A 21,653-nucleotide genomic window follows, 5' to 3' on the forward strand; every position below is an offset into this window, starting at 1 on the left:
TTTCCCGTAGCGCTCAAGACCGAACTTCAGTTCGCGTTTCGCGCCGATGCGCGGAAAGCCGAGGTTGCGCGTGGTGACCCTATCCGCTGCCATCCCTATGAGAATTGCTGAAATCCATCCAGAGCGGAAGCGATCATAGAGCTATTCTTCGATGAAGAAAAATGGCATTATTTCATCTGTTCATTAGATTTGTTCATCGAATTACGGGGAGCCCTGCGTCATGCTCGAACGCGTTCATCTAGTCATCGTGCGTGAAGTCGCCCGCCAGGGCTCGCTCACCGCGGCCGCGGCGTCGCTTTTTTTGACGCAGTCAGCGCTCAGTCACACGGTCAAGAAGATCGAGCAGCAACTCGGCACGCCGATATGGGATCGCGAGGGCCGCAGCCTGCGTCTCACCCAGGCGGGCCAGTATCTGCTATCCCTCGCGGAGCGCCTTTTGCCACAGTTCGAGCTGGCCGAAGAGCGCATGAAGCAATACGCGGCGGGCGAGCGCGGCACACTGCGCATCGGCATGGAGTGCGCGCCCTGCTATCAATGGCTGCTCAAGGTCGTGTCGCCATATCTCACGCGCTGGCCGGACGTCGATGTCGACGTGAAGCAGCGCTTCCAGTTCGGCGGCATTGGCGCGCTGATTGGCTACGATATTGACGTGCTGGTCACGCCCGATCCGCTCAACCGTCCGGGCCTGCGCTTCGAGCCGGTATTCGACTACGAGCAGGTGCTGGTGGTCGCCGAAGCGCACCAGCTTGCCAAAGTGCGTTATGTGAAGCCGGAGCAGCTTGTCGAGGAAACGCTCATTACGTATCCGGTGGACACCGACCGGCTCGACATCTACACCCATTTTCTGCGTCCGGCGAGCGTGGTGCCGCGCCGGCACAAGACCATCGAAACGACCGACATCATGATGCAGATGGTCGCCAGCAACCGCGGCGTGGCCGCGCTGCCGAAGTGGCTGGCCGAGGAATACGCCGACCGCATGCCGCTCGTCAGCGTGAAGCTCGGCAAGGAAGGCATCGCCAAGCAGATTTTTCTCGGCACGCGCGAGACTGATGGCGCGATCGACTATCTGGCTTCGTTCGTCGAGTCCGCGCGGGAGTCAAACTGGCAGGCAGCACGCCCACGGCGTTGAGCAGATGCCGACGCCGTTGCTGCGTGCCGCCTCAGGCGATCTCGATGCTGAAATCCCCGCCTCGACGAGCGTTTCCAGCTCGGCACCATTGCAAGCGCCAATGCACAAGAGAGCAGCAAAAATCGCATTTCTGCCTCGGGGACGGCGGGGCGTCGAAAGCGTCCTTTGGTCCGCTATGGCAGCTAAAATACCGTCAAGGCGTTGCGTAACCCGGGGCACGCCGCCAACACAAACTTTTGGAGACCGCTCGAACCACGTCTCATGGACTGACGGGTGGAATAGGGTGCGATCGCTTCGCTATTGGGAAGTCTTGGGAATCTGCGCGTTGCTCGCCGCTTGCGGGCAGATTCCGCCCTCGCATACTGTTTGCAGTACTAATTCATGTCGCGCTCGGCACGAGCACGAGCGGTTGCAATCCGGCGAGGCGTCATGGTATTCGGCCACCTTCCAGGGGCATCTGACCGCGAACGGAGAGCGCTACGATGGCAACGCCTTGACGGCCGCCCATCGAACCTTGCCGCTCGGCAGCTATGTGCGCGTCAGATCAATGGCTACCGGAAAGACGGTTGTCGTTCGCATCAACGATCGCGGACCTTACGTCAATGGAAGGGTCATCGATCTCTCTTACGCCGCCGCACAAGCCTTGGGTTTGCCCGACGCGCGGTCGATGCGCGTGCAGATTGAACGTGTGGACAAGGCACAGGCGGGGTCGGATGAGGGCGGAACCTTGACGACAGAGCGCTGAACTCCGTGGCGGTGCTCTGAGCCGATCGCTTCGACTGGACCGATACCTGGCTCGCGTCCACCACGACGATGCGCGCTGCGCCGCGCGAGTGCGCGAACGGGGCCCATCGCACTGCTGCGGTGCAAAAAATCCCCGGCCAGAATGGTGCAGGGCCGTGGAATCGCTTGAAGGATAAGGGTTTTACCGCATCTGGCACGCACGTTGCTTAGTGATTCGCGTGCCCGGCAACGAAGCCGGGTTCGCGAATCGCAGGGAATCGCGCAACCCATAAGGGACGCGCAATCGCATACCCGGACAACGGCGTCCTCTCGTGCTCAGGCACGGGCGGACGCCGTTTTTATTTGGTCGAGCAATGGCGCTGCGACGTTGGCCACCCCGTCTGACGATGAAGACGGTGCGGCCGGACGACGGAACTCCCAACATGGATCGCAGTTTCTGGCGCAGTGGTCACACCCCGACGCTCTTCTCGGCCTTCTTCTATTTCGACCTCAGTTTCATGGTCTGGTATCTGCTTGGCCCGCTGCAGATCCAGATCGCCAAGGCACTCGAGCTGAGCACGCAGCAGCGCGCGATGATGGTCGCCGTGCCGATCCTGGCTGGCGCGTTGTTGCGCCTGCCGATGGGCATGCTGGCCGACCGGCTCGGCGCGAAGCGCACGGGCCTGCTCGGCCAGACCGTCGTGATCGCGACCCTGCTGGCGGCCTGGCAGCTCGGCATCCACAGCCTGCATCAGGCGCTCGTGCTGGGCGTGTTCCTCGGCGTGGCCGGCTCGTCGTTCGCGGTTGCGCTGCCGCTCGCCTCGCGCTGGTATCCGCCGCAGCACCAGGGCACGGCGATGGGGATCGCCGGCGCGGGCAATTCGGGCACGGTGCTGGCCGCGCTGTTCGCGCCGGCACTGGCGATTGCCTACGGATGGACGAACGTGTTCGCCTTCGCCTGCATCCCGCTCGTCTGCGTGTTCCTGTTCTACGCGGCCTGCGCGAAGGATGCGCCGGGCGCTGCGCAGCACAAGCGCATCGGCGACTACGCGCGCATGCTGCGCAATCCCGACGCCTGGTGGTTCATGTTCTTCTACGCGCTCACGTTCGGCGGCTTCTCGGGTTTCGCCAGCTCGCTGCCGGGCTACTTCCACGATCAGTTCGGCTTCGATCCGAAGATGGCCGGCTGGGCCACGGCGGCCTGCGTGTTCGCGGGCTCGGCGATGCGTCCGGTTGGCGGCGTGCTGGCCGACCGCATCGGCGGCACGCGCTCGCTGCTCGGCGTGTATGGCGCGGTCGCAGTGCTGATCGGCATCGCGGGCTACGGCGCCGGCACGCCGGGCGCGTCGCTCGCGCTGTTCCTCGTCGCGATGCTGTGTCTCGGTGCCGGCAATGGCGCGGTGTTCCAGCTCGTGCCGCAATGCTTCGGCAAGGACATCGGCGTGATGACGGGGCTGATCGGCATGGCGGGCGGCGTGGGCGGCTTCGCGCTCGCGTCCAGCCTTGGCGCGGTCAAGCAGGCCACGGGTTCGTACGCCGAAGGGTTGTGGCTGTTCGCCGGTCTCGCGCTGGCCGGCTGGATCGGGCTGTCGTATGTCAAGCGCCGCTGGCGCGAGGCCTGGACCGGCGCAGTCGCGCGCGTGTGAGCCACGGTTACCGTTCATCTGATTCGCAATTCGAGGACATCCCATCATGAACAAGCCCCGTCTCGTCGTGATCGGCAACGGCATGGCCGGTATCCGCACGATCGAAGAACTGCTCGCGCTGGCGCCCGATCACTACGACATCACGGTGTTCGGCTCGGAGCCACATCCGAACTACAACCGGATCCTGCTTTCGCCAGTGCTGGCGGGCGAGCAGAGTTTCAAGGACATCGTCCTGAATCCGCTGTCGTGGTACGAGGAGAGCGGGATTCACCTGCATCTGGGCAAGACGATCGAGCGGATCGAGCGAAACAGCCGCATGGTGGTCGCGTCCGATGGCACCCAGGTGCGCTACGACCGTCTGTTGATCGCGACCGGCTCGTCGCCGTTCATCCTGCCCGTGCCGGGCAAGGACCTGAAGGGCGTGATCACGTACCGCGATATCTACGACACCGAGGCGATGATCGAGGCGGCCAAGGTGAAGCGGCACGCGGTCGTGATCGGCGGTGGCTTGCTCGGGCTCGAAGCGGCCAATGGCCTGAAGCTGCGCGGCATGGCGGTGACGGTCGTGCATCTGGCCGAGACGCTGCTCGAGCGCCAGCTCGACGCGACCGCGGGCACGCTGCTGCAGAAGTCGCTCGAGGAGCGCGGCCTGAAATTCCTGCTCTCGACCTCGACGAGCGAGATTCTCGGCAACGAGGCCGGCGAGGTCGCCGGCGTGCGCTTCAAGGACGGCAGCGAGATTCCGGCCGACCTCGTCGTGATGGCGGCCGGCATCCGCCCGAATACGACGCTCGCGGAAAGCGCGGGCCTGCATTGCAACCGCGGCATCATCGTCAACGACACGCTGCAGACGTTCGACCCGCGCATCTACGCGGTGGGCGAATGCGTGAGCCATCGCGGCGTTGCCTACGGGCTCGTCGCGCCGCTGTTCGAGCAGGCCAAGGTCTGCGCGAACCACCTCGCGCTGATGGGGATCGGCACGTACAAGGGCTCGGTGCTCTCGACCAAGCTCAAGGTAACGGGGATCGACCTGTTCTCGGCCGGCGACTTCCTGGGCGGCGAGGGCACCGAGGAGATCGTGCTCTCGGACCCTGCGGGCGGCGTGTACAAGAAGCTCGTGATCAAGGACGACCAGCTCGTTGGCGCGTGCCTCTTCGGCGATACGGCCGATGGCGCGTGGTACTTCAAGCTGTTGCGCGAGGGCCGCAAGCTCGGCGACCTGCGCGATCACATCATGTTCGGAGAGACCAGCGTGGGCGACGTTGGCGTGGCCGGCCACAACCGCGCGGCGACGATGGCCGACACCGACGAGGTGTGCGGCTGCAACGGCGTGAGCAAGGGCGCGATCGTCAAGGCGATCACGGAGAAGGGCCTGTTCACGCTGGACGAGGTGAAGAAGCACACCAAGGCCGCGAGTTCGTGCGGCTCGTGCGCGGGCCTGTGCGAGCAGATCCTGATGAGCACGGTGGGCACCGACTTCCAGGCCACGCCGAAGACCAAGGCCGTGTGCGGCTGCACCGACTTCAGCCACGACGACGTACGTCGCGCGATCCGCGAGCACAAGCTGCTCACGCACAACGCGGTCTTCGACTTTCTCGAATGGCGCACGCCGAACGGCTGCGCAACCTGCCGCCCGGCCATCAACTATTACATGCTCTCGAGCTGGCCGCGCGAGGCCGTGGACGATCCGCAAAGCCGCTTCGTCAACGAGCGGGTGCACGCGAACATCCAGAAGGACAACACCTTCTCGGTGGTGCCGCAGATGAAGGGCGGCGTGACGACGCCCGACGAGCTGCGCCGCATCGCGGACGTGGCCGACAAGTACCACATCCCGATGGTCAAGGTCACGGGCGGCCAGCGCATCGACTTGCTAGGCGTGAAGAAGGAGGACCTCGTCAACGTGTGGAAGGACCTCGGCATGAAGTCGGGCCACGCGTACGGCAAGTCGATCCGCACCGTGAAGACCTGCGTGGGCGCCGAATTCTGCCGCTTCGGCACGCAGAACAGCACGCAGATGGGCATCGACCTCGAGACCCTGCTGGCCAACATGTGGTCGCCGCACAAGGTCAAGCTGGCCGTATCGGGCTGCCCGCGCAATTGCGCCGAGGCGGGCATCAAGGACGTCGGCGTGATCGCGGTCGACAGCGGCTGGGAGCTCTACGTGGGCGGCAACGGCGGGATCAAGACCGAGGTCGCGCAGTTCCTCGTCAAGGTCAGGACGTCCGAGGAGGTCAAGGAATACACGGCCGCGTTCCTGCAGCTCTATCGCGAGGAAGCGCATTACCTCGACCGCACGGTGCACTACCTGGAGCGCGTGGGCATGGAGTACGTGAAGAAGCGCGTGGTCGACGACGAAGCGGGCCGCCGCGCGCTCTACGAACGTCTGCTGTATTCGCTCGAAGGCCTGGCCGACCCGTGGGAGGCGCGCGTTGGCGGCGCACAGCAGCGCGAGTACATCCCCATCAAAGCCATTGCCTGAGCCGAGGATCGAACATGAACCTGAACTTGCCTCTCACCGGGAACGGGAACTGGACGCGCGCGTGCGAAGTCGAGGACATCCCGCGCCTGGGCAGCCGCGTGCTCGAGCGCGCGGCCGGCAACATCGCGGTCTTCCGCAACTCGCAGGACCAGGTCTTCGCGCTGCTCGACCGCTGCCCGCACAAGGCCGGTGCGCTGTCGCAAGGCATCGTGCATGGCAACACCGTGGCCTGCCCGCTGCATTCCTGGAACATCGCGCTCGACACCGGGCACGCCTGCGCGCCCGACGAGGGCTGTACGCAGCGCTTTCCCATCAAGGTGGAAGGCGGCGAAGTCTTCATTTCGCTCGATTGAGCGTGCCGCAATACCGTAATCGATTCAAGAGACCCGCGCCATGAAAACCGTTACCCGTTCTACCTGTTGCTATTGCGGCGTCGGCTGCGGCGTGCTGATCGAAAGCGAGGACGGTCGCATCACCGGCGTCGAGGGCGACCCCGATCATCCGGCCAACTTCGGTCGGCTCTGCACCAAGGGCCGCACGCTGGCGCAGACGGTACGCAACGTCACCGGACGCGCGCTGCGTCCGGAAATCCGTACGACGCGCACGGGTGCGCGCCAGAGCGCCGACTGGGACAGCGCGCTCGATCTGGTCGCGCAACGCTTCGCCGACGTGATCGAACGGCACGGCCCCGACGCGGTGGCGTTCTATATTTCCGGCCAGCTGCTTACCGAGGACTACTACGTTTTCAACAAGCTGGCCAAGGGCCTCGTGCGGACCAACAACATCGACACGAACTCGCGGCTCTGCATGTCGAGCGCCGTGACGGGCTACAAGATGGCGTTCGGCGCCGACGGCCCGCCGACCTGCTACGACGATCTCGAACGCGCGCGCACGGTCCTGTTCGCGGGCAGCAACATGGCCTATGCGCATCCGGTGCTGTTCCGCCGGCTGGAAGAGGTGAAGGCGCGCGATCCTTCGGTGCGCTGGATCGTCGTCGATCCGCGCCGCACCGACATGGCCGCGATGGCCGATCTCCATCTCGCGATCGAGCCGGGCACCGATGTCGCGCTCTTCAACGCCATGCTCCATCACCTGATCTGGGAAGGTCTGGTCGACCGCGACTTCGTGAATGCGCATACCAGCGGCTTCGATGCGCTCAAGGCGCTGGTGCGCGAGTACACGCCGCGCCTCGCGGCGGAGATCTGCGGCGTGGACGAGCGCGACGTGATCCGCGCGGCGGAGTGGTTTGGCCAAAGCCCCGCCGCGCTCTCGCTCTATTGCATGGGCCTGAACCAGTCGAGCCACGGCACGCAGAAGAATCTCGCGCTGATCAACCTGCATCTGGCCGCGCGGCAGATCGGCCGGCCCGGCGCGGGGCCGTTCTCGCTGACCGGGCAGCCGAACGCGATGGGCGGGCGCGAGGTCGGCGGCATGGCGACGATGCTGGCCGCGCACCGCGATATCGACAACCCGGCACACCGGGCCGAGATCGAGGCGCTGTGGGGCGTGAGCGGGGTGTCTGCGCGCCCCGGGCTGCCGGCGGTGGAAATGTTCGACGCCGTGCGGCGCGGCGAGATCAAGGCGCTCTGGATCGCCTGCACGAACCCGGTCCATTCGCTGCCCGATATCGCGCGCGTGCGCGAGGCGCTGGAGAAGGCGGAGTTCGTCGTGGTGCAGGAGGCCTTCACGCAGACCGACACGGTGCCGTATGCCGATGTCCTGCTGCCCGCGTCGACCTGGGGCGAGAAGGCCGGCACGGTGACGAATTCGGAGCGGCGCATCTCGCGCGTGCGCGCGGCGGTGGACGCGCCCGGCGAGGCGAAGGCCGACTGGTGGATCGCGAACGAGGTCGCGCGCCGGCTCGCGCGGCGCCTGCACGCCGACGAGGGCCTGTTCGGCTTCGCCACGCCGCAGGCTGTCTTCGACGAGCATCGCCTGCTGACGGTGGGCCGCGATCTCGACATTGGCGGACTCTCTTACGAGCGGCTCGAAAGCGATGGGCCGCAGCAATGGCCCTTCGTGGCGGGCGCGAGCACAGGCGAGGCACGCCGCTACGAGAACGGCGAGTTCGCGACCGGCGACGGGCGCGCGCGCTTCAATCTCACGCCGTACCGGCCCGTCGCCGAGCCCGTCGATGCGCGCTATCCGTTCCGCCTCGTGACCGGGCGCCTGCGCGACCAGTGGCATGGCATGAGCCGCACGGGCCGTGTAGGCGCGCTGTTCGCCCATGCGCCCGAACCTGCGCTCTCGATGAACCGCTCCGATGCCGCGCGGCGCGGGATCCGCGAAGGCGCGCTGGTTAGCGTGGCCAGCCGGCGCGGCACGCTGGTGCTGCCGGTGCAGTTCACCGACGACGTCGCCTCCGGCACCGTGTTTGCGCCGATGCACTGGAATGGACAGTTCCTGAACAGCGGCGGCATCAACGAGACGACGATCCCGGTAGTCGATCCGTATTCTAAGCAGCCCGAACTGAAGCACGCCGCGGTTTCGGTGCAGGCCATCGATCTGCCGTGGCGGCTCTCGGCCGCGCGGCGCTGCGACGACGCGCTGGCCCTGCAGGCCGCCGTCCAGCCGCTGATGGCCGAGCGCCGCTACGCGTCGCTGCGCATCGAGACCGCCGACGACGGCTGCGAAGTGCTGGTCGTCACGGCCGCCGACGCCGCGCCCGACGCGGCCTGGATCGAGCGCCTGCACGACGCGCTCGGCCTGGCACGCGACCTGAACCTGCTCGAGTACCGCGACGCGCGGCGCGGCCATCAGAAGCGCGTCGTCTGGCGCGACGCGCTGGTGCACGGCTACCTGCTCTCGGGCGACGCGAACGGGGCGGCCGGCCTGCTTGCGCGGCTGCGCGCCGGTGTGCCGTGGCAGGGTCCGCGCCATGCGGTGTTCGTCGACGGCCCACGCGTGCAGCGCGAGCGCATCGTCTGCAACTGCAAGCAGGTGACGGAGACCCAGATCGTCGAGGCGATCGCGTCGGGCGCGGATCTCGCCGCGCTCAAGTCGGTGCTCGGTTGCGGCAGCGTGTGCGGGTCGTGCGTGCCCGAGATCCGCCGCCTTTACGACAAGGCGCCGAGCGCGGCCTTGTGAGCCGGCGGCACAGCGCGCTCAGCTGGCATTGACGAAACCGGGCAGACCTTCCCCGAGCTCCTCGAACAGCCAGTCCTGAAAGCTCTTCAGCTTCGGTAGATCCGCGCGCGATTTCAGCAGGTTGAGGGTATAGCCATTCACCCTCAACCCCTCCAGCCCCAACGGCGCGACCAGCGTGCCGGACTCCAGCTCGCGCTGCACGAGCAGCAGGCTTTCCAGACACACGCCCATGCCGTCCGCGGCGGCGCTGATCGCCATGAACGAGCGGTCGAAGCGCGGCCCGCGCGTGATGTCGAGCACGACCTTGCGATGCAGGCGCATCCAGTCGCGCCAGCCGACGAGACACCCCTCGCTATGAATGAGCGTGTGATGGCGCAGGTCCGCGACCGTGCGGATCGGATGCTCGCCGTTCGCGAGGCGCGGCGAGCAGAGCGGCACGATGGTTTCGAGCGGCAGGTCGAGCACCATCGTGCCCGCCGGCTGCAAGCGCCGCGCGCCGTAGCGGATGTCGATATCGACCGATTCCTTGATGAGGTCCACGGCCGCCGAGGACGCATTGAGCCGCACGTCGATATCCGGATGCAGCGCGCTGAAGCGCGCGAGCCGCGGCATCAGCCATTGCGTGGCGATGCTCGGCGTGGCGTGGACCGTGAGGATGTCGCTCTTCTCCACGCGGCCGATGTCGCGCGTGGCCTTGTCGATGCGCGCGAACGCCGCGCCGATTTCCTCAGCATATTGACGGCCCGTGTCCGTGAGGACCACCGCGCGATGCACGCGGTGAAACAGGCGCACCCCCAACTGGTCTTCCAGCAGCTTGATCTGATGGCTGATCGCCGAGGGCGTGACGAACAGTTCTTCTGCTGCAAATGCGAACGACGAGAGCCGCGCGGCGGCCTCGAAAGCCTGTATGGACTTGAGTGTGACGCGATTGTGCATGGCAGCATTCACATGAATTGACTTCAACAATAGGCCACTTTAATTCGTTTGAGCGAACCTATTCAAGCCGATACGCTTGTTTCATTCGCGGCACCACGGAATCGAGGGATTACCCGGAGCCGCGAACGAGACGATTCATCCCGCCACGACATTCCGGCGCCCGGCGCATCCACGGGCCGGGCGCCGCAAGAAGGAGACAAGCGTGAATACGAGCGAAGCAGGGCGCACCGCCCAACTCGCGCAACACGCCTGGCGCATCCGCCGCAATGCGGTGCTGATGGGCGAGGTACAGGGGCAGGGCTATATCGGCCAGGCGCTCGACATTGCCGACGTGCTGGCCGTCGCTTACTTCGGCGCGATGCGCTACCGCCCCGAAGACCCCGAGTGGGAAGGGCGCGACCGCTTCCTGCTGTCCAACGGCCACTACGCCATCGCGCTCTACGCCGCGCTGTTCGAAGCCGGCATCCTGCCCGCCGACGAGCTCGAGACCTACGGCAGCGACGACAGCCGCCTGCCGATGTCGGGCATGGCGAGCTACACGCCGGGCATGGAGATGTCGGGCGGCTCGCTCGGCCAGGGCCTCACGATCGCCGTGGGGCGGTGCCTGGGCCTTAAGCGCAAGGGCTCGGACGCCTTCGTCTACACGCTCTTTTCCGATGGCGAGCTCGATGAAGGCGCGGTCTGGGAAGGCCTCATGTCCGCCGCGCACTGGAAGCTCGACAACCTGATCGCCATGGTCGACGTGAACAACCAGCAGGCCGACGGCCCCTCCACGCAAATCATGGCGTTCGAGCCGCTCGTCGAGAAGCTCGAAGCGTTCGGCTGGTACACGCAGCGCGTGAACGGCAACGACATCGAGGCCGTGAAGCAGGCCTTCGACAACGCGCGCGAGCACAAGGGCGCGCAGCCCCGCATCATCGTCTGCGATACGAAGATGGGCTGCGGCGTGCCGTTCCTCGAAGCGCGCGAGAAAAACCATTTCATCCGCGTCGATGCGCACGAGTGGCAGCTCGCGCTCGAAGCACTCGATGCCGGGAGGCCCGCATGAGCACCGTCCTCAAGAAACCGCGCCTGAAGACCTCCGCGATGATCGCGTCGATCGCGGGCGAAGGCCAGGTTACGCGGTCCGCGCCGTTCGGCCACGCGCTGGCCGAGCTGGCGCGCAAGAAGAGCCAGATCGTCGGCATGACCGCCGATCTCGGCAAGTACACCGACCTGCACATCTTCGCGAAGGAATTTCCCGAGCGCTACTACCAGATGGGCATGGCCGAGCAGCTGCTGATGGGCGCGGCGTCCGGCTTCGCGCATGAAGGCGCGCAGCCCTTCGTCACGACCTATGCGGTGTTCGCGACGCGCCGCGCGTACGACTTCATTCACCAGACGATCGCCGAGGACAACCTCGACGTGAAGATCGTCGCCGCGCTGCCGGGGCTCACGACCGGCTACGGTCCGAGCCACCAGGCCGCCGAAGATCTCGCGCTGATGCGCGCGATGCCGAACATGACCGTGATCGATCCGTGCGACGCGCTCGATATCGAGCAGATGGTCCCGGCCATCTCGGCGCACAAGGGCCCGGTCTATGCGCGCCTGCTGCGCGGCAACGTGCCTGCCGTGCTCGACGAGTACGACTACCGCTTCGAGCTCGGCAAGGCCAAGCTGCTGCGTGACGGCAACGAAGTACTCCTGATCTCTTCCGGGATCATGACGATGCGCTCACTCGAGGTGGCCAAGGCGCTGGCGGCCGACAACATCGGCGTGGGCGTGCTGCACGTGCCCACCATCAAGCCGCTCGACACGGCCACGATCCTGCGCGAAGCGAAGCGCACGGGCCGCATGGTGATCGTCGCGGAGAACCATACGGTGATCGGCGGCCTCGGCGAAGCCGTGGCGCGCACGCTGCTGGGCGCGGGCGTCACGCCGCCGTTCCGCCAGATCGCATTGCCCGATGCGTTCCTCGACGCGGGCGCGCTGCCCACGCTGCACGACCGCTACGGCATCTCGACCGACACCATGTGCGACACCATCAAGGGCTGGCTCGGCTGAGGCCGCCCGACATGACAACCCCACGACTACCCCAGTCAAATCCATAATCAGGAAGGAGAGCAGCATCATGTCTGAATCGCGTCTTCTGGACGGCAAGGTCGCCGTGATTTCCGGCGCCGCCTCGCCGCGAGGCATCGGCATGGCCACCGCGCGCATGTTCGCGAAGCACGGCGCCAGGATCGCCATTTTCGATCTCGACCTCTCGGCGGCGCGCGACGCGGCCGCTTCGATCGGCCCCGAGCATCGCGGCTATGTCTGCGACGTCACCAGCCGCGAGGCCTGCGAGGCCGCCGCGCAACAGGTCGTGGCCGACTTCGGCGCCATCGACGTGCTCATCAACAACGCGGGCATCACGCAGGCGGCCAGGCTGCTCGATATCGATTCCGCGAGCTGGGACCGCGTTCTCGACGTGAACCTGCGCGGCGTGCTCAATCTCTCGCAGGCCGTCGTGCCGCAAATGAAGAAGCAGCAGGGCGGGGCGATCGCCTGCATGTCGTCGGTCTCGGCGCAGCGCGGCGGCGGTATTCTCGGCGGCCCGCATTATTCGGCCGCGAAAGCGGGCGTGCTGGGCCTCGCCAAGGCCATGGCGCGCGAGCTCGGCAACGACGGCATCCGCGTGAACTGCGTGACGCCGGGCCTGATCCAGACCGATATCAACGCGGGCAAGATCAGCGACGACAAGCGCGGCGAAATTCTTGCGGGCATTCCGCTGAACCGGCTCGGTGTGCCCGACGACGTCGCCGGCGCGTTTCTGTTTTTGTCGGCGCCGATCTCGTCGTACATTACCGGCGCCGTAATCGACGTCAACGGCGGGATGCTGATTCACGGTTGATTGACGGTTGATCCACGACTGATTCAGCGCAGGTGCACAAGGGCGCGCGGCGGAGTCCGGCCCGCCGCGCGCATCACCGCACTCGAAGCGGTCGCCGGACACAGGCAAACGCGCCCCAGAGCGTGCTGTACGGGAAAACAACTAACGCGATACCTGCGTATCCATATTGGAGGAGCACATCATGAGCAAAAGCTCGACCTTCGGCCGGGGCATCGACCGGCGGACCTTTCTGAAAGTGGGTGCGAGCGTCGCCGCTGCGGCGCCGCTCTGGGGTCTGCCGATCCGCCGTGCGTCGGCTGCCGACTTCTCGTACAAGCTCGCGACGGGGCAGGACCCCAAGCACCCGGTCAACGTCCGCGCGCAGCAGGCCTGCGACAAGATTCGCGCCGCCACGGGCGGCAAGCTCGACATCAAGGTCTTTCCCGCGAACCAGCTGGGCTCCGACACCGACCTGCTCTCGCAGGTGCGAAGCGGCGGCGTGGAGTTCTTCAACCAGGCGTCTTCGGTGCTCGCGACGCTCGCGCCCGCGGCGGGCATCGTCAACACGGGCTTCGCGTTCCCCGACTACGACACGGTCTGGAAGGCGATGGACGGCGACCTCGGCGCCTATGTGCGCGCCCAGATCGAGAAGACCGGCATCGTCACCGTCTCGCGCGTCTGGGACAACGGCTTCCGCCAGATCAGCTCCTCCACGCGCGTGATCAAGCAGCCCGGCGACCTGAAGGGCTTCAAGATCCGCGTGCCGCAGGCGCCCATGCTCACGTCGCTGTTTACGGCGCTCGGCGCCGGCCCCTCGCCGATCAATTTCAACGAGCTCTATTCGGCGCTGCAAACAGGCGTGGTGGAAGGCCAGGAGAACCCGCTGCCCATCATCGCGACCACCCGGCTCTACGAAGTGCAGAAGTCGATCAGCCTCACCTCGCACGTGTGGGACGGCTACTGGATTCTCGGCAACCGCCGCGCGTGGGAGCGGCTGCCCGCCGACATGCGCGCCATCGTGACGCGCGAATTCGAAGCGGCGGGCCTGCTCCAGCGCGCCGACATTGCGAAGCTCAATGGCTCGTTGCGCAACGACCTGAAGGCGAAGGGCATCAATATCGTCGAAGTGGATCGCCAGCCGTTTCGCGACGCATTGCGCAAGACCAGCTTCTACAGCGACTGGAAGGGCAAGTATGGCGAGCAAGGCTGGAACCTGCTCGAAAAGTACTCCGGAAAACTGGTATGAACACCATGCACACCGTCACTTTCCCTCAGCCTTCGCCGCGCCGTGCCGTTGTCTTCATCGACAACCTGCTCGCGCGCTGCGTGGAAATTCCCGCCGCGCTGCTGGTGCTCGCCGAGATCGTCGTGCTGCTGGCCGGCGTCACGAGCCGTTACGTGCTGCACACGCCGCTCGTCTGGTCCGATGAACTGGCCTCGATGCTGTTCGTGTGGCTCGCGATGCTCGGCGCCGTGATCGCGTTGCGGCGCGGCGAGCACATGCGCATGACCGCGCTCGTGGGCAAGACCTCGCCCCAGGTGCGCGCGTTTCTCGATGTCGTGGCGATTGCCGCGCCGCTCGCCTTCCTGCTGCTGATCGTCGGGCCCGCCGTGGACTTCGCGCAGGACCAGGGCATCATCACGACGCCCGCGCTCGGCATCTCGGACACGTGGCGCGCCGCGGCGCTGCCGGTCGGCAGCGCGCTGATGCTCGTCGTTGCCTGCCTGCGCCTCATTCGTACTGCCAACTGGCCGTTGGCGATCGGGGCGCTCGCGTTCGTCTGCGCCATCGCCGGCGCTTTCGTCGCTGCGGGACCGCTGCTGCAGAATCTGGGCAACGCGAATCTGCTGGTGTTTTTCGTCGGGCTCGTCGCGCTGTGCGTGCTCTCGGGCGTGCCGATCGCCTTTTCGTTCGGCCTCGCGACGTTCGGCTACCTCGCGCTCACCACGAGCACGCCGCTCAGCGTGGTCGTCGGCCGCATGGACGAAGGCATGTCGCATCTGATCCTGCTCTCGGTGCCGCTCTTCGTGTTCCTCGGCCAGCTGATCGAGATGACCGGCATGGCGAACGCGATGATCTCGTTCCTCGCGAGCCTGCTCGGCCATGTGCGCGGCGGCCTCTCGTATGTGCTCGTGGGCGCGATGTATCTGGTGTCGGGCATCTCGGGCTCGAAGGCCGCCGACATGGCCGCCATCGCGCCCGTGCTGTTCCCCGAGATGAAGGCGCGCGGCGCGAAGCCCGGCGACCTCGTCGCGCTGCTCGCGGCCACCGGCGCGCAAACGGAGACGATTCCGCCGAGCCTCGTGCTGATCACGCTCGGCTCGGTCACAGGCGTGTCGATCTCGGCGCTGTTCACGGGCGGCATGCTGCCCGGCATCGTGCTCGCGATCACGCTGTGCGGCGTGGTCTGGTGGCGCTATCGCGGCGACGACCTCTCGGAAGTGCGCCGCGCGACGCGCCGCGAGATCTTGCGCAAGCTCGTCGTTGCGCTGCCGGCGCTCGCACTGCCGTTCGTGATCCGCTTCGCGGTCGTGGAAGGCGTCGCGACGGCGACTGAAGTGTCGACCATCGGCATCGTCTATGCGGTGCTCACGGGCCTGCTTATTTACCGCCGTTTCGAGTGGGCGCGCATCAAGCCCATGCTGGTCGACACGGCCTCGCTCTCGGGCGCGATCCTGCTGATCATCGGCGCGGCGACGGGCATGGCGTGGGCGCTCACGCAGTCGGGCTTCTCGGGCCAGCTCGCGCAGTCGATGGCCGCGCTGCCCGGCGGCGCCGCAACCTTCATGGCCGCCTCGATCTGCGTGTTCGTGGTGCTCGGCAGCGTGCTCGAAGGCATCCCGGCGATCGTGCTGTTCGGCCCGCTGATGTTCCCGATCGCGCACGAGATGGGCATCAACGAGGTCCACTATGCGATGGTCGTGATCCTCTCGATGGGCGTGGGCCTGTTCGCGCCGCCGTTCGGCGTGGGCTACTACTCGGCCTGCGCCGTGAGCCGCATCCATCCCGATGAAGGCATGAAGCCGATCGTCGGCTATATGGTCGCGCTGGTGGTGGGCTTGATCATCGTGGCCGTCGTGCCCTGGATCTCCACGGGCTTCCTGCACTGACGCCTCAGCGCCGCGTCTTTGCACAGACGCGGCGCTTCCCCCCTTTCATTTCAAACGATAGCCGCCGCCTGAAGGGCGCCGCGGCAAGGAGAAGTCATGTCCGCACTCACGCCGTTGCACGCCACGCGGCCGCTCGCCAATGCGATCCGCTTTCTTGCGATCGACGCCATCGTGCGCGCCGGCGAGGGCCATCAGGGCGTCCCGCTCGGCATGGCGGAGATCGCCACCGCGCTCTTCACGCAGCATCTGAAGTTCAATCCCGCCAACCCGCAATGGCCCGACCGCGACCGCTTCGTGCTCTCGAACGGCCACGGCTCGATGCTGCTCTATGCGCTGCTGCATCTGAGCGGGTATGCGCAATTCGGCATCGACCAGATCAAGTCCTTCCGCGCGATGGGCTCGCGCTGCGAAGGCCACCCCGAATTCGACCCCGCGGCGGGCATCGAAGTCACGACGGGGCCGCTCGGCCAGGGGATCGCGAACGCGTTCGGCATGGCCGTGGCGGAGGCGTATCTGAACGCGAAATTCGGCGACGGCATCGTGAACCACTACACGTATGCGTTCGTGGGCGACGGCTGCCTGCAGGAGGGCGTGGGTCAGGAGATGATTTCGCTGGCGGGCCATTTGCAGCTCGGCAAGCTGATCCTGTGCTGGGACGACAACCGCATCACCGATGACGGCAGCACGTCGCTCTCGATCAGCGAAGACGTGAGCGCGCGGTTTCGCGTCGCCGGCTGGCATGTGATCGAAGTCGACGGGCACGATCTCGACGCGGTGTCGGCCGCGTTCGCCGAAGCGAGGCGCGATCCGCGCCCTTCGATGCTCGCGTGCCGCACTGAGATCGCGCGCGGCATTGCGCGCCTGCAAGGGCAGCGCGGCGGCCATAGCGGCAAGCTGTTCGAAGCCGATGCCGATGCGGCGCGCAAGGAACTGGGCTGGGCGCACGCGCCGTTCGAAATTCCGCACGAGGTGCTCGAAGCGTGGCGCGCCGCGGGACGGCGCAGCGAAGGCGAGTATCTGGCGTGGCGCGAGCGCCTGGCCGCATTGCCCGACGATGCGCGCGCCGAATTCGAGCGCATCCAGGCGGGCCGTTTGCCCGAGGGCTGGCAACGCGTGCTCGAAGACTACAAGCGGCAAAGCATCGAACGCGGCGAGGGCGAGCCGGGCATCATGATCTCCGCCGAGATCAACGACCGGCTCGCGCAATTGCCCGAGCGCATGGTCGCCTGCGCCGACCTCGAGGCACCGACGAGCCACAAGCGTAGCTTGCGCGCGTTCACCGCTGAAGATCGCAGCGGCGCCTATGTGCATTGCGGCGTGCGCGAGCACTTGATGGGCGCGATGGCGAACGGCATGGCCGCGCACGGCGGCGTGATCCCGCTGGCGGTCACCTACCTCGCATTTTCGGACTACGAACGGCCTGCGATGCGCATGGCCGCGCTCATGGGGCTACCCGTGAAGTTCGTGTTCAGCCACGATTCGATTGGCGTCGGCAGGAACGGGCCGACGCATCAACCCGTCGAGATTCTCGCCTCGCTGCGCGCGATGCCGAACATGCGCGTGTTCCGGCCCGCCGACGCCGTGGAGGCCGCCGAATGCTGGGCGCTCGCCTACGAGCACCGCAGCGGCCCGAGCACGATGGTGTTCGCGCGGCAGAACCTGCCGCTCGTGCGCACGAACTACAGCGCGGAGAACCGCTGCGCGCGCGGCGGCTATGTGCTCGCGCAGGCCGAGGGCGGCAAGCGCCTCGTCACGCTACTGGCAACGGGCTCCGAGGTCGCGCTGGCGCTCGCGGCGCGCGAGCGCTTGCAGCGGGAAGGGATTCCCACGGCTGTTGTCTCGCTGCCGTGCTGGGAAGTGTTCGACGAACAGGACCCTGCATATCGCCATGAGGTGCTCGGCACGGACACGGTGCGCGTGGGCGTCGAGGCCGCCGTGCGCTTTGGCTGGGATCGCTATCTGGGCGACCGCGGGGGTTTCGTGGGCATGGCGGGGTTCGGCGCATCGGGCCCCGCCGAAGCACTGTACGAACACTTCGGCATCACGCCCGAGCATATCGTCGCTGAAGTCAAGCGCCGCCTTTAAGCCATTTCAATTTGAATGCGCTCAACCCCTTCAACAGGAATCAGCATGGAGAAGATCGTCTTTCTCGACCGCGCGACGCTCGCGCCGCAAATCCGGCTTTCGCGCCCGCTCTTCGAACATGAATTCATCGAGTACGACCACACTTCGGCCGACCAGGTCGCCGCGCGCCTTGCCGGCGCCACCATCGCGATCACCAATAAGGTGCCGCTCACGGCGGAGGTGCTCGCACAGCTGCCTGCGCTGAAGTTCGTCGCCGTGGCGGCGACCGGCACCGACTGCATCGACAAGGCGGCCTGCGAGCGCCAGGGCATTCGCGTGTCGAATATCCGCGGCTATGCGGTCAACACGGTGCCCGAGCATACCTTCGCCTTGATGCTGGCGCTGCGGCGAAATCTGATTGCCTACCGCGACGACGTGCTCAACGGCGAATGGCAGAAGTCCGGCCAGTTCTGCTTCTTCAATCACCCGATCCACGATCTGGGCGGCATGACGCTGGGCATCATTGGCGAGGGCGTGCTGGGGCAACGCGTGGCCGAGATCGCGAAGGCCTTCGGCATGCGTGCGCTGTTCGCGGCGCACAAGGGCCGCGAAGGGCTCGGGCCGCTCTACACGCCGTGGGACGAGATGCTGGCGACGAGCGATGTGATCACGATTCACAGCCCGCTGACACCGCAAACGCGCGGCATGCTCTCGACGCCCGAGTTTCGCGCGATGAAACGCAAGCCGCTCATCATCAATACGGCACGGGGTGGGCTCGTCGACGAGGACGCGCTCGTGCGCGCGCTCGACGAAGGGCTGATCAGCGGCATAGGGTTCGACGTGCTTTCGAGCGAGCCGCCCGCCGACGACAATCCGTTGATGAAGATTGCGAAGCGGCCGAATGTGATCGTGACGCCGCACGTGGCATGGGCTTCCGACGAGGCGCAGCAAAGCCTCGCGGATCAGCTGATGGACAACATTCACCGCTTTGTCTGTGCGGAACCCGCAAATCTGGTGGTGTGAGTGGCGGCAGCAATGGTGGGATAAGCGGGCGGCGGGGCGCCTTGGTGCGCCTCGCCGCCCGCTTGCGCCTACCGGGGCTAGACGGAAGAAACGGCGCCGCGCCGCACGGCGGGCATCTTGGTGCGCCTCGCCGCCCGCCTGCGCCCTCAGTGGCTATGCGGAAGAAACAGCGCCTTGCCGCACGGTGGGCGCCTCATCAATGCGGCGGAAGATCAACGCGGACGCGAGCGTGATGAGACCCACGCAAACGAAGCTCATCCGGAACCCGAGGGTGGCCGATCCCCACTGATGCGCGAATACGCTGACCAGCGCACCGCCGATCGATACGCCCAGGCCCATCGCCAGCATCTGCACCATCGAAAAGAGGCTGTTGCCGCTGCCCGCGTCCTCGTGCGAGAGGCCTTTGAGCGTGACGCTGTTCATAGCCGCGAACTGCATCGAGTTGGCCGCGCCGAAGATGGCCAGCACCGCGAGCTCGACGACGACGGGCGTGCCGCGCGAGATCAATGCGAACGCAACGATCGACCCGCCCACGATCAACGTGTTCACGAGCAGGAAAGTGTCGTAGCCGTAGCGGCGGATCAACGGCGCGATCCAGCGCTTGGCGAGCGCGCCGGCGAGCGCGGCGGGCATCATCATCAGGCCCGAGCGCAGCGGCGAATAGCCGAGCTCGAGCTGCAGCAGCAGCGGCACGAGAAACGGCACCGCGCTCGAGCCGACGCGGCACACGAGATTGCCGATCAACCCCACGCTGAAATTGGGCTCGCTGAACAGCGCCAGCCTGAAAAGCGGGTCGGGTCGGCGGCGCGCATACGGAATATAGAGGAGTGCGGCGCAGAGCCCGAGCACGAACAGCGCACTCGCCCATGCGGCGCGATGCGACTGCGCCGGCACGTCGACCGCGAGCGAAAACGCGATCATGGACAGGGACACCAGCGCGCAGCCCGGCAGGTCGAAGCGTGGCGCCGCGGCGCTCGCGTTGCCGGGCAGATAGCGGTGGACCGCAAACATCCCCGCGAGTCCGATCGGCACGTTGATGAGGAAGATCCAGTGCCAGGAAATCGCTTCGACGAACCAGCCCCCGAGCGTCGGCCCGACGATCGGCCCGGCTTGCCCCGCGACCGAAATCATGGCGAGCGCGGCGACGTACTGCTCCGCGCTCACGGCACGCAGCACGGCGAGCCGGCCGATCGGCATCAGCATCGAGCCGCCGATGCCCTGAAGCACCCGCGCGACGATCAGTTGGCCGAGGGTGTGTGCGCCCGCGCAGCACAGCGAGCCCAGCACGAAGATGAGGATTGCGGTGAAGTAGACGCGGCGCGTGCCAAAGCGGTCGGCGAGCCAGCCGGACGCGGGCGTCAGCGTGGCCATCGTCAGCGTATAGGCGACGATGACTGGCTGCATGACCAGGGGCTTGACCCCGAGGCTGTGGGCCATGGACGGCAGCGCGGTGTTGACGATCGTCGTATCCAGCGCCTGCATGAAGAAGCCGGCTGCGGCGATCCACAGCAGCGCGGTGTGACTCGAATTCTGTTTCATCGCGGTTTTGTGCGTCCCGCGCCCTTGCGGCGCAACCTGCACCGAAGAACGCCGATACTGCCCGACACGGTTACCATGGCGTCATGATATCGGTACCATTCCCGATCGGGAATCACACTGCAGGCGTTGACTGTTATCGACATTGCCGATAACAATGCATCATGCTCAATCCAGTCTGGCTCAAAAGCTTCGCGACGGTCGCGGCCTGCCACAGTTTCACTGAGGCGGCGCGCCAGCTCGGCCTCACGCAATCGAGCGTGAGCGAGCATATCCGGCGGCTCGAACAGGAGGTCGGCCGGCGGCTGTTCGTACGCGATACGCATTCGCTCGCGATTACCCCGGACGGCGAGGCCATGCTCGCGCATGCGGGGGCGATTTTGCAGGCGATTAACCGTGCCGAGTCGCAGTTTCGCGCGCCGCGCCTTAAAGGGCGCGTGAGGCTCGGGTCGTCCGACGACGTCGCGCTTGGGCCGTTGCCGGGTGTGCTTACGGCGTTCCGCGATGCGCATCCCGATGTGGAGCTTGAAATCACGATCGGTATGACTGGGCACCTCTATGAGCTGCTGGATGAGGGCGCTATCGATCTGATGATTGGCAAGCGGCGGCTTGGTGACAGGCGCGGCGTGGCGCTTTTCACGGGGCGGCTGGAGTGGCTTGCGCGCACGGGTACCATGGTCGATCTTGAGCAGCCGCTGCCGCTGATACTCGTGGCTGAGCCGAGTGTTACGCGCTCGGTTGTGGTTGATGCGCTTGCGCAGACGGATTTTCGATGGCAGATCGTTTGCACGAGTAGTAGTCATGCCGGCTGTGTGGCGGCGGCGCGCGGTGGGCTGGGGATTACGGTTAGGCCGCAGTATCTTGCTGCGCGTGGGCTGGCGACGCCCGTTAATGTTGCGAGTTTGCCTTTGTTGCCTGATGTCGAGTTTATTGTGCTGGCGGCGAAAAGGCTTAGCAGGCCTGCGCAGACGCTGCTGCAATTGCTGCATGAGAGTGATCTGCGTGGGGCGTGGATTGGGGAGTAGCTTTTTTTTCCATTCACATGGAGTGTTGGCCTTAACTTGT

At 66.1% G+C, this 21,653-nt stretch carries 16 protein-coding genes; 14 read left to right on the top strand and 2 right to left on the bottom strand.

The annotated features are described in order from the left end of the window. The first annotated feature begins 220 nt into the window (after positions 1-220). From BO1_RS42270 to BO1_RS42295, 6 genes are all read left to right on the top strand, one after another. Positions 221-1,129 (top strand): LysR family transcriptional regulator, encoded by a 909-nt coding sequence (locus BO1_RS42270; protein ID WP_028222725.1) that lies wholly within the window; start codon positions 221-223, stop codon positions 1,127-1,129. Positions 1,130-1,538: 409 nt separating this feature from the next. Then, positions 1,539-1,874, top strand: coding sequence for a septal ring lytic transglycosylase RlpA family protein (locus BO1_RS55100; RefSeq protein ID WP_043288785.1), 336 nt, complete (start codon positions 1,539-1,541; stop codon positions 1,872-1,874). A 421-nt stretch (positions 1,875-2,295) separates the two neighbouring features. Continuing rightward, positions 2,296-3,498, top strand: a complete 1,203-nt coding sequence (locus tag BO1_RS42280; RefSeq protein ID WP_028222727.1) for a nitrate/nitrite transporter — start codon at positions 2,296-2,298, stop codon at positions 3,496-3,498. 46 nt (positions 3,499-3,544) lie between these two features. Further along, a complete protein-coding gene (nirB, locus tag BO1_RS42285) occupies positions 3,545-5,977 on the top strand; it encodes a nitrite reductase large subunit NirB (protein ID WP_028222728.1) in 2,433 nt (810 codons plus the stop codon). Between the two features lie 14 nt (positions 5,978-5,991). After that, positions 5,992-6,330, top strand: a complete 339-nt coding sequence (gene nirD / locus BO1_RS42290; RefSeq protein WP_043288786.1) for a nitrite reductase small subunit NirD — start codon at positions 5,992-5,994, stop codon at positions 6,328-6,330. 40 nt (positions 6,331-6,370) lie between these two features. Next, the gene (locus BO1_RS42295) at positions 6,371-9,064 is read left to right on the top strand and encodes a nitrate reductase (RefSeq protein ID WP_028222730.1); all 2,694 of its coding nucleotides are present in this window, start codon (positions 6,371-6,373) and stop codon (positions 9,062-9,064) included. An 18-nt stretch (positions 9,065-9,082) separates the two neighbouring features. On the opposite strand, the gene gcvA is transcribed toward BO1_RS42295, so the two are convergent. After that, positions 9,083-10,000, bottom strand: a complete 918-nt coding sequence (gene gcvA, locus BO1_RS42300; RefSeq protein ID WP_028222731.1) for a transcriptional regulator GcvA — start codon at positions 9,998-10,000, stop codon at positions 9,083-9,085. Between the two features lie 202 nt (positions 10,001-10,202). Between gcvA and BO1_RS42305 the strand changes: the two genes are divergently transcribed. The 7 genes from BO1_RS42305 (at position 10,203) to BO1_RS42335 (ending at position 19,052) form a co-directional block, all read left to right on the top strand. Then, positions 10,203-11,048 (top strand): transketolase, encoded by an 846-nt coding sequence (locus BO1_RS42305; RefSeq protein WP_028222732.1) that lies wholly within the window; start codon positions 10,203-10,205, stop codon positions 11,046-11,048. Further along, entirely contained in the window at positions 11,045-12,043 is a 999-nt protein-coding gene (locus BO1_RS42310; RefSeq protein ID WP_028222733.1) for a transketolase family protein, read from the top strand. The genes BO1_RS42305 and BO1_RS42310 overlap by 4 nt, the downstream gene beginning before the upstream one ends. 67 nt (positions 12,044-12,110) lie before the next feature. Further along, positions 12,111-12,875 (top strand): SDR family NAD(P)-dependent oxidoreductase, encoded by a 765-nt coding sequence (locus BO1_RS42315; RefSeq protein ID WP_028222734.1) that lies wholly within the window; start codon positions 12,111-12,113, stop codon positions 12,873-12,875. A 181-nt stretch (positions 12,876-13,056) separates the two neighbouring features. Beyond that, complete coding sequence (locus BO1_RS42320; protein WP_028222735.1) at positions 13,057-14,100, top strand: TRAP transporter substrate-binding protein; 1,044 nt, start codon at positions 13,057-13,059, stop codon at positions 14,098-14,100. Positions 14,101-14,105: 5 nt separating this feature from the next. Beyond that, on the top strand, positions 14,106-15,965 hold the full coding sequence (locus tag BO1_RS42325) for a TRAP transporter large permease (RefSeq protein WP_028222736.1): 1,860 nt from the start codon (positions 14,106-14,108) through the stop codon (positions 15,963-15,965). 96 nt (positions 15,966-16,061) lie between these two features. Beyond that, positions 16,062-18,050: a transketolase gene (gene tkt / locus BO1_RS42330; RefSeq protein WP_028222737.1), complete on the top strand. Its 1,989-nt coding sequence runs from the start codon at positions 16,062-16,064 to the stop codon at positions 18,048-18,050. 45 nt (positions 18,051-18,095) lie between these two features. After that, entirely contained in the window at positions 18,096-19,052 is a 957-nt protein-coding gene (locus BO1_RS42335) for a D-2-hydroxyacid dehydrogenase (protein ID WP_028222738.1), read from the top strand. A gap of 153 nt (positions 19,053-19,205) precedes the next feature. Here BO1_RS42335 and mdtD read toward each other — a convergent pair whose 3' ends face one another. Further along, a complete protein-coding gene (mdtD, locus tag BO1_RS42340) occupies positions 19,206-20,591 on the bottom strand; it encodes a multidrug transporter subunit MdtD (RefSeq protein ID WP_028222739.1) in 1,386 nt (461 codons plus the stop codon). 161 nt (positions 20,592-20,752) lie between these two features. Here mdtD and BO1_RS42345 point away from each other — a divergent pair, with 161 nt between their 5' ends. Further along, positions 20,753-21,613, top strand: coding sequence for a LysR family transcriptional regulator (locus BO1_RS42345; protein WP_028222740.1), 861 nt, complete (start codon positions 20,753-20,755; stop codon positions 21,611-21,613). The last annotated feature ends 40 nt before the right edge of the window (positions 21,614-21,653 follow it).

Origin of the sequence: Paraburkholderia oxyphila NBRC 105797, assembly GCF_000685075.1 — a bacterium.
In the GTDB taxonomy this organism is placed as follows: domain Bacteria; phylum Pseudomonadota; class Gammaproteobacteria; order Burkholderiales; family Burkholderiaceae; genus Paraburkholderia; species Paraburkholderia oxyphila.